General features: G+C 66.2%; 9 protein-coding genes. 5 read left to right on the forward strand and 4 right to left on the reverse strand.

Annotated features, from left to right (window positions below):
• The 3 genes from V4U86_RS15780 to V4U86_RS15790 form a co-directional block, all read right to left on the reverse strand.
• Complete coding sequence (locus V4U86_RS15780; RefSeq protein ID WP_395306912.1) at positions 1-1,083, reverse strand: acyl-CoA dehydrogenase family protein; 1,083 nt, start codon at positions 1,081-1,083, stop codon at positions 1-3.
• Positions 1,070-1,948 (reverse strand): acyl-CoA dehydrogenase family protein, encoded by an 879-nt coding sequence (locus V4U86_RS15785; protein WP_395306913.1) that lies wholly within the window; start codon positions 1,946-1,948, stop codon positions 1,070-1,072. Before V4U86_RS15785 ends, V4U86_RS15780 begins: the two co-directional genes overlap by 14 nt.
• 71 nt (positions 1,949-2,019) lie before the next feature.
• Positions 2,020-3,072: a phosphotransferase family protein gene (locus tag V4U86_RS15790; protein ID WP_395306914.1), complete on the reverse strand. Its 1,053-nt coding sequence runs from the start codon at positions 3,070-3,072 to the stop codon at positions 2,020-2,022.
• Between the two features lie 83 nt (positions 3,073-3,155).
• Between V4U86_RS15790 and V4U86_RS15795 the strand changes: the two genes are divergently transcribed.
• The 4 genes from V4U86_RS15795 to V4U86_RS15810 all read left to right on the forward strand — a co-directional run bounded on the left by V4U86_RS15795 (position 3,156) and on the right by V4U86_RS15810 (position 10,276).
• The gene (locus V4U86_RS15795) at positions 3,156-5,654 is read left to right on the forward strand and encodes a glycogen/starch/alpha-glucan phosphorylase (protein ID WP_395306915.1); all 2,499 of its coding nucleotides are present in this window, start codon (positions 3,156-3,158) and stop codon (positions 5,652-5,654) included.
• Between the two features lie 10 nt (positions 5,655-5,664).
• Positions 5,665-8,043, forward strand: coding sequence for a phosphoketolase family protein (locus tag V4U86_RS15800; protein ID WP_395306916.1), 2,379 nt, complete (start codon positions 5,665-5,667; stop codon positions 8,041-8,043).
• Positions 8,044-8,381: 338 nt separating this feature from the next.
• Entirely contained in the window at positions 8,382-9,044 is a 663-nt protein-coding gene (locus tag V4U86_RS15805; protein WP_395306917.1) for an Abi-alpha family protein, read from the forward strand.
• A complete protein-coding gene (locus V4U86_RS15810) occupies positions 9,041-10,276 on the forward strand; it encodes a DUF445 domain-containing protein (RefSeq protein ID WP_395306918.1) in 1,236 nt (411 codons plus the stop codon). Before V4U86_RS15805 ends, V4U86_RS15810 begins: the two co-directional genes overlap by 4 nt.
• Before the next feature lie 12 nt (positions 10,277-10,288).
• Here the strand turns inward: V4U86_RS15810 and V4U86_RS15815 are convergent, their stop codons facing one another.
• Positions 10,289-11,569 carry an HNH endonuclease gene (locus tag V4U86_RS15815; protein ID WP_395306919.1) on the reverse strand — a complete coding sequence of 427 codons (1,281 nt, stop codon included), beginning with the start codon at positions 11,567-11,569 and terminating at the stop codon, positions 10,289-10,291.
• A gap of 111 nt (positions 11,570-11,680) precedes the next feature.
• Between V4U86_RS15815 and V4U86_RS15820 the strand changes: the two genes are divergently transcribed.
• Positions 11,681-12,775 (forward strand): NADH:flavin oxidoreductase, encoded by a 1,095-nt coding sequence (locus V4U86_RS15820; RefSeq protein ID WP_395306920.1) that lies wholly within the window; start codon positions 11,681-11,683, stop codon positions 12,773-12,775.
• Positions 12,776-12,835: the final 60 nt, after the last annotated feature.

The raw sequence follows: 12,835 nt of genomic DNA on the forward strand, positions 1-12,835 counted from the left end.
TCAAACCGCCATTCTCAGGATTCGGCCGGCAATGATGTTCTTCTGGATCTGCGATGTGCCGCCCATGACGCTCTGCGAGCGGCTGTAGAGGTAGGTGTTGAACAGGTCGGGATCCGTCGTCCCGGTCTGGGCCAGCACCGCGTGCCCGACGGATTGTTCGACCCACGTCATCAGCAGCTTGTCGATGGAACCCTCCGGCCCGTGCGAGATGCCGTCGAGTTGTTCGGAGAGCCGGCGGCGCACGTGCTGGCGCAGCACCTGCACCTGCACGGTGGCCCAGGCGAGTTCGTCGCTCGATTCGCCGCGGCGGGCCAGTTGGTTGACGGTCTTCTCGTAGCGCGCGGCGTACCCGAGGGTGGAGGGCTCGCGTTCGTGGCCGACCACGGTCATCGCCAGCGCCCAGCCGTCCCCCGGATTGCCCACCATATTGGCGGCGGGCACCCGGGCGCCGTCGAAGAGCACCTGGCCGAATTCGTTGCTGACGCCGTTGATCATCTTCAGCGGGCGCTGTTCGATGCCGGGCTGGTGCATGTTGACCAGGAATGCCGAGATGCCCTTGTGCCGCGGCACATCCTTGTCGGTGCGGGCCAGCAGCAGGCACCAGTCGGCGACGTCGGAGTAACTGGTCCAGATCTTGTGCCCGTTGATCACGTACTCGTCGCCATCGAGGGTGGCGGTGGTGGTCAGCGACGCGAGGTCCGATCCCGCGCCGGGTTCGGAGAAGCCCTGGCACCAGCGTTCGGTGCCGTCGATCATGCCGGGCAGGAAACGCTGCTGCAGTTCCTTGCCGGCGTGCCGGCCCAGACCGGTCACCAGATAACCGAGGCTTGGCCGCGGCGGGGCGCCGGCGCGGGCCAGTTCCTCGTCGACGATGACGTCATAGACCGGCGGCAGCTCCAGCCCGCCGAACTCCTTGGGCCAGGTGGCGCCGAAAAACCCTGCGGCATGCAGGGACTGGTGCCACTCCCCTTGCCGAGCCCAGTATTCCTCGGTCGATTTCGGGAAGTTCGGTGCCTGCTCGGTCAGCCACCCCCGCAGCCGCTGCCGGAAGGCCAGTTCCTGTTCGGAGTCACGAAAGTCCAACGGAGATCTCCTTCAACGAGACCGGCCACAAGCCGGTGGACACCAGTACCCGGCGCAGGTAGACGTGCGCCGCGCATTCCCAGGTGTTGCCGATGCCGCCGTGCACCTGGATGGACGTCTCACAGATGGTGTGCGCGGATTTCGCGCAGTAGACCTTGGCGACGCGGGCGGCTTCGGCCGCGACGCCGGGCTCCTCCTCGTCGACGGCCCAGGCGGCATACCGCAGGATGCTGATCGAGCCCTCGATGAGCACCAGGCTCTCGGCGAGCATGTGCGCGATGGACTGGTAGGAGCCGATCGCCTTGCCGTACTGCTCGCGCACCTTGGCGTAGTCACAGGCAAGGTCGAAGGCACCGCGGGCGGCCCCGAGGATGTCGGCGGCGGTGACCACCAGGGCGAGCGCCTGGGCCCGCTGGGGATCTATCTCACCGGCCACGGCGGCTTCGCCCACTACCGGTGCCGCCCACCGGGTCAGATCGACCCCGGGGCTCGCGTCACCGAGATCGGCAACGGTGACGCTGCCCCCGTCCAGCCAGACTCCACGGCTGAGCCCGCGGGCGTCGGGCGCACTGTCACCGAACACCACGGTCGCGCCGGTGTGCCCGAGGTCGTCGGCCAGCACCGGACCGAGGAACGGCACATCGACCAGTCCACGCCCGAATTCCTCGGCGACCAGCGCCACTTCGACCCCGGATGCGCCGTCGGAGCGCAGCGAACGCCACCCGGTGGCCGCGACGGTCTTCTCCAGCCGGGCCACCCGGTCGCCGTCGTCGAGCTCGCCCACCGCTCCGGGGCCGAGGTCATCGGCGAGCTTGGCGGCCGCGTCCCGCAGTTGTTGCTGCTCACTGGTCAGCCGAACATCCATGAGAGGAGCCTATCCTTTCTGGAGAATCCGATTCTCATCAGGCCAGAACTTTACTACCAGACGGTCGAATGTCACAGCCCGCCGGCCAGCACCCAGGCTCGCTCGGCCAGACCGCGGTACCGGTCCCGGAACAGATCGGTGCCCGCGCGCGCGTCGGAGGCATTGCCGTCCAGTCCCCGCCGCCACACCCCGGCCACGATCGAGGCCAGCCGGAACATCGAGAACACCACGAAGATGGGCAGCTCATCGGGAACATCCCGGCCCGCCTCCCGGCAGTACTCGGCGACGAATTCGGACTCGGCGGGGATGCCGGTGCCGCTCAGGTCCTCCCCGGCCACTCCCATCAGCGGGTCGGTGTCCCCGGGCAGGTAGTACGTCATCGCGGCGTACCCCAGATCGGCGAGCGGGTCGCCGATCGTGGACAGCTCCCAGTCCAGTACCGCGACGACGCGCGGTTCGGTGGGGTGCAGCAGGACATTGCCCAGCCGGTAGTCACCGTGGGCGATGCACGCCTCGTCCCCGGCCGGCAGATGCTGGGGCAACCAGGCGGCCAGCCGGTCCATCTCTTCGCATTCCTCGACCTTGACGGTCTCCCACGTTCGCGTCCACAGCGCCACCTGGCGCGGTAGATAGCCATCGGGCCGCCCGAAATCGGACAGCCCGGCCGCCCGCCAGTCCACGGTGTGCAGCCGCGCGAGCACCCGGGCCATGTCCCGGTACACAGCGGCGCGTTCCTCCGGCGTGCCGTCGCGCAGCACCCGGTCGGGGAAGATCCTGCCCGGTACGTGGTCCATCACGAAGAACGGCGTGCCCAGCACCGAGTCGTCGGTGCACATGGTGCGCATCCGCGGCACCGGCACGTCGCTGTCGGCCAGCGCGGACATCACCCGGTACTCCCGGCCCACATCGTGCGCGCGCGGCAGCAACGTTCCGGGCGGCTTCTTACGCAGGACGAATTCTCCTGTAGGGCTTTGTAAATGGAAGGTCGGATTGCTCTGACCGCCCTGGAACTGCCGGATCAGCAACGGACCTTCGATGCCGTGACCACCCAGATATCGGGTGAGGGCCGCTTCGTCGAAGCGGTGCTGCGGGAGGACGTCGACGAGTTCGGGGACACCGGACATCCCGGCAGCGTCTCACATCCGTTCACCGGACCGACGCTCATTTGCGCGCGCGATGTGGGCGAACCCCTGACAGACTTGCCCCCATGACCGATCTTGTTGCGAACATCCAGGCCACCGAACGCACCCGCACCGGTCTGTCGGCGGACGCATTACGCCGGGCCATCATCGACCACATCCGCTACACGGTCGGTCGGCCTGCCGCGGCCCTGCGTCCCGAGCACTACTACCGCGCGCTGGCGTTGGCGGTGCGGGACCGTATGCAGGACAACCGGACTGACTCCACCCAGACATCTCTGGACCTGGGCAGCAAGGTCACCTGCTATCTGTCCGCGGAGTTCCTGATGGGACCGCAACTCGGGGCCAATCTGCTCAACCTGGGCATCGAGGACGCTGCCCGCGCGGCGCTGGCCGAGCTGGGCCAGGACATCGAGGAGGTCCTGGCCTGCGAGGAGGAGCCCGGCCTGGGCAACGGCGGGCTGGGCCGGCTGGCGGCGTGCTACCTGGATTCACTGGCCACCCTGGAACGCCCGGCGATCGGCTACGGCATCCGCTACGAGTTCGGCATCTTCGACCAGGAGATCCACGACGGCTGGCAGGTCGAGAAGACCGACAACTGGCTGCTCAACGGAAACCCGTGGGAGATCGCCAAACCCGATGTGCATTACCCCGTGCTCTGGGGTGGGCACACCGAACGCTACGCCGACGACGCCGGTGTGCAGCGGGTGCGCTGGATCCCGCACCGGGTCATCCAGGGGGTCGCCTACGACACCCCGATCCAGGGCTACGGGGTCAAGACCTGCAACACGCTCACCCTGTGGAGTGCCCGCGCCGTGCAGTCCTTCGCGCTGGAGGCGTTCCACACCGGCGACTACTACAAGGCCGTCGAGGAGGAGGTCACCTCCGAGACGGTCACCAAGGTGCTCTACCCCAACGACGAACCCGAGGCCGGCAAGCGGTTGAGGTTGCTGCAGCAGTTCTTCTTCGTGTCCTGCTCGCTGCAGCATGTGCTGCATATCATCGACGATTTGGCCGACTCGTCCGTCTACGATCTGCCCGAACGATTCGCCATCCAGCTCAACGACACTCATCCGTCGATCGGCGTCGCCGAACTCATGCGGCTGCTCGTCGACGAACGCCGCCTGGACTGGGCGCACGCCTGGGACATCACGGTGGCGACCTTCGGCTACACCAACCACACCCTGCTGCCCGAAGCGCTGGAGAAGTGGCCGCTGGAGATGTTCGGCGAGAGCCTCCCCCGGCACCTGGAGATCATCTACGAGATCAACAGCCGCTTCCTCGACGAGGTGCGGGCCAAGTTCCCCGGCGACGAGGACCGGGTCCGGCGGATGTCGCTGATCGGCGAGAACGGCGGCAAGACGGTGCGGATGGCGCATCTGGCCACCGTCGGCAGTCACGCGATCAACGGTGTCGCCGCGCTGCACTCGGAGTTGCTCAAGGACAGCGTGCTGCGGGACTTCTACGAGATGTGGCCGGAACGCTTCTCGAACAAGACCAACGGTGTGACACCGCGGCGGTTCGTGGCCCTGTCCAATCCGGGGCTGCGCCGGTTGCTGGACCGTACCGTCGGCGACGGCTGGCTCACCCACCTCGACCGGCTGCGCGGGCTCGAGGCGTTCATCGACGACGACGGATTCCGCCAGGAATGGCGAGATGTGAAGCGCGCCAACAAGGCACGGCTGGCGGACTTCGTGCGCGACGAGACCGGGGTGATCCTGGACCCGGCCTGGATGTTCGACATCCAGGTCAAGCGGATCCACGAATACAAGCGCCAGCACCTCAACGTGCTCAACATCGTCACCCAGTATCTGCGGATCAAGAACAACCCCGGCATCGACATGGCGCCGCGGGCCTACATCTTCGGCGGCAAGGCTGCGCCCGGGTATTTCCTGGCCAAGCGCATCATCAAGCTGATCACCGCGGTCGGGGCGATGGTCAACTTCGACCCCGAGGTCAACGGCCTGATGAAGGTGGTGTTCCTACCGAATTTCAACGTGCAGAACGCCCACCTCATCTACCCCGCGGCCAATCTCTCCGAACAGATCTCGACCGCAGGCAAGGAGGCCTCCGGCACCGGGAACATGAAGTTCATGATGAACGGCGCCCTGACGATCGGCACCCTGGACGGGGCCAATGTGGAGATCCGCGAGGAGGCCGGTGCGGAGAACTTCTTCCTGTTCGGGCTGACGGTGGACGAGGTCGAGGCGCTCAAGCGCGAGGGTTACCGCCCGGCAGCTGTGGTCGCGAAGAACCCGGAACTGCGTGCGGTGCTGGATCTGATTGCCGGCGGGCACTTCTCACACGGTGACACCGAGGTGTTCCGCCCGTTGATCGACAACCTGATCCACGACGATCCGTTCCTGGTGCTCGCGGACTACGCGTCCTACGTCGAGTGCCAGGATCGGGTGAGTGCCGCCTGGCAGGACCGCGACGCGTGGTCGCGGATGTCCATCCGTAACGCGGCCCGCAGCGGCAAGTTCTCCTCCGATCGCGCGATCGAAGAGTACTGCGACGAAATCTGGGGAGTTCGGCCGGTGAAGGTGCAGTCTTTGAATAATGGGTAGAGGGGTAACCATGGACACACCGACGACAGCTGTAACTCTCTCCGACGACGAGGTCGCCGAACTCGACGCGTACTGGCGGGCGGCGAACTACCTGTCGGTCGGGCAGATCTATCTGCTGGACAATCCGCTGCTGCGTCAACCGTTGACCCCCGAGCACGTCAAACCCCGGCTGCTGGGCCATTGGGGCACCACGCCCGGACTCAATCTGCTCTACGCGCATCTGAACCGGGTGATCCGGCAACGCAACGCCGACGTCATCTACATCACCGGTCCCGGCCACGGCGGCCCCGGCCTGGTGGCCAACGCCTATCTGGAGGGCACCTACTCCGAGGTGTACACCGGGATCGGCGAGGACGTCGAGGGCCTGCGCAAGCTGTTCCGCCAGTTCTCCTTCCCGGGCGGCATCCCCAGCCACGTGGCGCCGGAGACCCCGGGCTCGATCCACGAGGGCGGCGAACTCGGCTACGCGCTGGTGCACGCCTACGGCGCCGCGTTCGACAATCCGGACCTGGTGGTGGCCACCGTCGTCGGGGATGGCGAGGCGGAGACCGGTCCGCTGGCCGCCAGCTGGCATTCCAACAAGTTCCTCGATCCCGTCCGCGACGGCGCGGTGCTGCCGATCCTGCACCTCAACGGATACAAGATCGCCAATCCGACCGTGCTGGACCGCATTCCGTCCGACGAGCTGGATGCGCTGATGCGGGGCTACGGCTATGTGCCGATCACCGTCGCCGGTGACGACCCGGCCGAGGTGCACCGTCTGCTCGCCGCCGCCCTCGACGACGCATTCGACCAGATCGGCGCGATCCAGCGCGCGGCCCGGGTCGACGGCCAGACCGGACGGCCGCTGTGGCCGATGATCATCCTGCGCACCCCCAAGGGCTGGACGGGCCCACACGAGGTCGACGGCAAGCTGGTCGAGGGGACCTGGCGATCCCATCAGGTCCCGCTGTCCGAAACACGCACCAACGCAGCTCATCTGGGTCAGCTTCAGGAATGGCTGCAGAGCTACCGTCCAGAAGAACTGTTCGACGAGGCCGGTGCGTTGCGTCCCGAACTGCGGGCGCTCGCACCCGAGGGTGAGCGCCGGATGAGCGCCAACCCGCATGCCAACGGCGGGCTGCTGCTACGGGAACTGGACCTACCGCCGATCACCGACTACGCCGTCGAGGTCGACGAACCCGCAGTCGGCACCGGTGAGGCCACCAGGGTGCTGGGCACCTTCCTGCGTGATGTGATCGCCCGCAATCCCGACAACTTCCGGCTGATGGGGCCCGACGAGACGGCTTCCAACCGGCTCTCGGCGGTGTTCGAGGCCACCGACAAGGCCTGGCAGGCCGAGCAGTCGGTGAATGACGAACACCTGGCCCCGGACGGACGGGTGATGGAAGTCCTGTCCGAGCATCTGTGCCAGGGCTGGCTGGAGGGCTATCTGCTGACCGGGCGGCACGGTCTGTTCAGCTGTTACGAGGCATTCGTGCACATCGTCGACTCGATGGCCAATCAGCACGCGAAGTGGCTCGCGACCACCAATGAACTGGCCTGGCGCCGGCCCATCGCCTCGCTGAATTACCTTCTGACATCCCATGTCTGGCGACAGGACCACAATGGTGCCTCGCACCAGGATCCCGGGTTCATCGACCACATCGCCAACAAGCGGCCCGAGGTCGTGCGGGTGTACCTGCCACCGGACGCCAACAGCCTGCTGTCGGTGGCCGACCACTGCCTGCGCAGCAGGCAGTACATCAACGTGATCGTCGCCGGTAAACAGCCCGCGCTGAACTACCTGAGCATGGACGAAGCCATCGCGCATTGCGCGCGGGGTGCGGGCATCTGGGAGTGGGCCGGTTCCGAAGAGGGCACCCGGGCACCCGATGTGGTCCTGGCCTGCGCCGGCGACATTCCGACGCTGGAAACCCTTGCGGCAGCGGATATCCTGCGGCGCCGACTGCCCGGCCTGGCGGTCCGCGTGGTCAATGTGGTGGACATCATGCGCCTGCAGCCGCAGTCCGAGCACCCGCACGGGATGACCGACCACGAGTTCGACGCGCTGTTCACCACCGACAAGCCCATCATCTTCGCGTATCACGGTTATCCGTGGCTGATCCATCGGCTGGCCTACCGGCATGCCAACCACAGCCAGCTGCACGTCCGTGGATTCAAGGAGCGCGGCACCACCACCACACCTTTCGACATGGTGATGCTCAACGACCTGGACCGGTTCCATCTGGTCATCGACGTCATCGACCGGGTGCCGGGGCTGGGCAGCAATGCCGCGGGCCTGCGGCAGGAGATGATCGATGCCCGGCTGGCCGCCCGGCGGTACACCCGCGAGCACGGCGAAGACGATCCGGCCATCAGCGGCTGGACCTGGGAACGCCTCGACTGACGTTTGCCGCCCGCACCCGCCGGGTACTGAAGGGGGACGCCCGGCCGACACGAGGGGTTCAGCCCGGCGATTCACCACAGCCGCGCAGACGCCGGGGCAACGACGCCCCGCGTCTGCGCCGTTGGCCAGGCAACGGATCATCAGTTTGCCGGCTGCTGGCGTGACGTTGCTGGAACGATGTCCGTCCGCCGCAGCACTGTCCGTCGTTCGGCGGACGATAGTGAGAAAACCCGTGCGCAATGCGCACACGCGGCCGTTTGCGGGGGAATATTGCGGGCCCGCCGTCCCCGACCACTAGGGTGCTACCCAGAGTTGCTGTCGTAACACCGAGGGGCCGCGTGGATCTGGAGGGTTTGATCGGCGGGGGGCTGACCCTCCTCGGCGGCGTCGCCAAACGGGCGCCGCTGGCCGCGGACGTCCTGCCCCTGCTGGCCGACGCCGAGCGCGCCGTGGTGCGGGTGCTGCGCAAGCACCTGACCGATCTGGACCCGCCGCCGGCGGTGACCTCTGACGAGGATGAACCTGCCGCATCGCCGAATCAGCTGCTGCGCACCCTGCTGGACCGGTCGATGTACTCGAGTCCCGACAAGAGCCGCGACGCCCTGTACCTGGATCTGTTGGGATCACTGGTCCCGGACGAGGCACGCATCCTGGCCGCGCTGTCCGATGGTTCGGCCTATCCCGTGATCCACGTCGCCGAACCGGGCACCGGCGCGGCGACCGTCTACGCGCTCAGGAACGCCTCCACGGTGGGCCGGTCGGCCGGAGTTTCCCTGCCCCGCTACACACCGCTGTATCTGACCAGGATGCTGCGACTGGGCCTGGTCCGGATCGGACCGGAGGCCTCATCCATGTACGACGAGTACGAGATGTTGCTGACCGACTCGGCGGTGAACGTCGCGCTGGCGACCGCACGCCGCGGTGTGCGGGCGGCCCGGGTCATCCGGCGCACGGTACGCATCAGTGACCTCGGTCAAGAATTGTGGGAGGCGGCCAAGTGAGCGAGTTCTGGGAGAACGCGTTCTCCTACCCGCTGTGGGTCTACATCACCATCCCGTTCGGGGCGGCCTTCGTCGGCTGGATCACCAAGATCCTCGCGCTGAAGATGATGTTCCAGCCCGTCGAGTTCAGGGGCATCAAGCCCTATCTGGGCTGGCAGGGGCAGATCCCCAAGCGGGCGCCGAAAATGGCTGCGGTGGCGGTCGATTCGTTGACCTCGGGCATTCTCAAACCTGAGGAACTGTTCGACAAGATCGACCCGGACGAACTGGTCAAGGAACTCGGCGAGCCATTGCGTGAGGCGTCCGAGGAACTCGTCGACACCATCATGATGGCGTTCCAGCCGCAGGTGTGGCGGGCCACTCCGGATCAAGTCAAGAACCTGATCATCAGCAACGTCGAGGGCCGTATCCCGGGCGCCGCGCGCGGCATGTTCGAGGAGTTCCGCGGCCAGGTCGACCAGATCTTCGACATCAAGCACATGGTCGTGACCAACCTGGTCCGCGACAAGCACACCCTGAACGCGGTCTTCCAGGACATCGGCCGGCCGGCCTTCAAGTTCCTGATCAAGTCCGGCCTGTACTTCGGGTTCGTCATCGGCCTGGTCCAGATGCTGGTCTTCGGTGTCACCGGCTGGCATCTGGCGCTGCCGCTGTTCGGGTTGATCACCGGCGGTCTCACCGACTGGGTGGCGCTGCAGATGATCTTCCGCCCGCTGGAGCGCAAGAACGTCTTCCTCGGCATCAAATGGCAGGGCGTCTTCCAGGCGCACCGCAAAGAGGTCATCCGCGGGTACGCCGCATTGATGGCGCGCGAGATCTTCACCCCGAAGGCCATCATGGAGAGCCTGCTCACCGGCCCCATGTCGGACAAGTTCTTCGACATCATCCAGACCGAGATCGGCCGCACCATCGACGACCAGATGGGCTTCGCGGGACGGGTGATCAATGTCCTGGGCGGCCGCCAGTACCAGGAGATGAAGGTCCAGATCGCGAACTCGATCATCGAGAAGCTGCCGGAGACCTCCTCCTACATCGAGGAATACGCGGCCAGCCGGCTCGACCTGGAGAACGTGATGGTCTCCAAGATGGACGAACTGGATTCGGCCTCGTACGAGAATCTGTTGCGGCCGGCGTTCAAGGACGACGAGTGGATCATCGTGGTGCTCGGCTCCGCCCTCGGCTTTCTGTGCGGCGAGCTGCAGTTGCAGCTCATCCTGCTCCTGGCACACTGAGGCCGCGGCTAGCTAGGCAGCCCTGAAGGTGGCCAGGTCGATGCTGAACTGGTCTTCGGTGATACTGCGCCGGGTGATGGGTGTACCTGGCGCCGGCGGAGCGATCGAGTAGTACCTCGCGTGGGTGGGCGTGACAAACCGCGCGGTGTGAACCCCGTCCCGGTCGCTGGTGGTGACCGTCCAACCATCGGCTTCTTTGGCGTAATTGCATGCTTCGCAGAGCCCGAGTCCGTTGCTGGCGCTGGTTTTTCCACCGTCACGGTCCGGTGTGGCGTGGTCGCGGTGGCGGATCGGGGCGTTGCAGTACGGGGTACGACATGTTTGGTCGCGCAGGCCGATGAATCTCGCGAGGCCTTTCGGAAAGGTCCGGGCCCGAGATTCCATCGCCACCAACTGCCCGCTAGCTGGATGCCGGTACAACCGGCGCAGGGTGGTCTTGGCGTTCTCGTCGGCAATTGCTGCGTCGAGCAGGTGCCGAACGATCTGCGCGGGAACCGGCCCGTACCCGGCGATCGCGCCGGGGCAGTCATCGCCGCCGAAGAGGGTGATGTCGGACATCACCAAGCTCAGCGCCACTGGAACAGGCTGGGCAACGGATCGGCCGGTGACGCGTTCGTAAGCGATGTCGGTCATCACCTGGCCTCGGGAACGTCCGTCGCCAGTCAGATCGGCACCCCGCTTGAGTGCGGCGTACATGCCGATACCCTGCGACAGTGGCATCAGGAAGGTCACATAGACCATGCCGTTGGGTGCTGGCCGGGTCGTGACACAGCGACTGCCGGCGGCTTTGTTGTTGCGCTCCACCACCGCGGCGGCGTCCAGGCGGGCGGTGATCTTCTTGGCTTCGGCTTCGACTCGGCTATTGCCCCATCCGACCAACCGCGACGGCTCGGCGCATAATTCTGCGTCCAACTCACGGCGGTGCTCCACACTCAGGCAGGCCGACTCCCGCACGATCACGGTGGCCCGATACTCAGACAGCACGCCGGAATGCAACGCGGCCAGGGTGTGCGGCATCTCATGCACCAATGCGTTGGCCACCCCGAGATGGGTGTGGCCTTTGACCGGCGCGTCATGACGGGCCAATGCGATCTCGGTGGCCAAGCCCTTCCCACGCCGCGCTCGAGAGACTCCACGCTCGCGTTCGGAGCAAGCTCGCTTCTCGGCCCATAACGCGGTCGCCCGGGCCTGCACCGCCGCAGCCGTGGACTTCAACTGTTCACAGCGCTCGACCAGGACCCGGAGCTCTTCCTCAGAGGCGTCGGGATCGATATCGAACAAACTTTCGAACACAATGACGACGGTACACCTGCTGTCCGACATTGTTGTGGGCCGATACGCACGAGCGGGGCACCGCTACCCGGTCAGGGACTTTTCCGACCGGCCTTCGGGTTGTATTGATCCGTGTCCATCGAAGATCTCTTCCGACCGTTGACCGTGCGTTCGCTCACGGTGCCCAACCGCTTCGCGATGGCGCCGATGACCCGGCAGGCCTCCCCCGATGGGGTGCCCGGCGTGGACGTGGCGGAGTACTACCGTAGGCGCGCCGCCGGCGGCGTCGGCCTGATCATCACCGAGGGAGTCAGGCTGGCCGACCCCACCGCCGGCTATCCGGCGTCGATTCCGACCATCGCGGGCGAGAGTGTTCTGGCCGGCTGGACGCGGGTCGTCGAGGCAGTACACCGGGAGGGCGCCACGATCGCTGCGCAACTGTGGCATCAGGGTGCCGAGCGCGAGGATGCCGACGGAGTGGTGCCGGTCAGTCCGTCCGGTGTAGACGGTCACGGCAACCCGAAAGGCCGCGCACTGCAACGCGATGAGCTGAGCCAGGTGGTCGAGCACTTCGCCCGGGCGGCGGCCACGGCCCGCGATATCGGCTTCGACGCGGTCGAGCTTCATGGTGCGCACGGTTATCTGCTCGACGAGTTCCTCTGGGAGAGAACGAATCTGCGCACCGATGACTACGGCGGTTCGCTGGCAGCGCGAACCCGCTTCCCCGCGGAGGTGGTGGCCGGGGTACGGGCTGCGGTCGGTCCGGAATACCCGATCATCTTCCGGTTCTCGCAGTGGAAGGGCACCGATTACGCTGCCTCTATCGCCACCGATGCCACCGAACTCGCCGCGTTGCTGGCCCCGCTCGTCACCGCCGGTGTGGATATCTTCCACCCATCGACACGCAGACATTACGTACCCGCCTTCCCCGACTCCGACAGTGCATTGAGCCTGGCGGGCTGGACCAAGAAGGTGACCGGTGCACCGGTCATCGCAGTCGGTTCTGTCGGCTTGCAGACGCAGTTCCGCAGCGAGAAGCCGGGCCAGCTGATCGAGCCCGAGTCGGCCGATTGGCTGGTCGCCCAGTTCAGTGCCGGTGAGTTCGATATCGCGGCCCTAGGGCGTGCACTACTGGCCGACCCGTCATGGGTTAACCGCCTACGCGACGGCACAATTGACGGCTTCCGTGGTTACGACCCGGAAACAGCACTGGCTGGGCTGGCGTAAACCTCCGGTGCGTGTTCCTGAATCAGCGTGCACGAATCCCTTGAACAGTCTCGTCGAACC

It is taken from the genome of Mycobacterium sp. AMU20-3851 (assembly GCF_043974665.1).
Taxonomy (GTDB): Bacteria; Actinomycetota; Actinomycetes; order Mycobacteriales; family Mycobacteriaceae; genus Mycobacterium.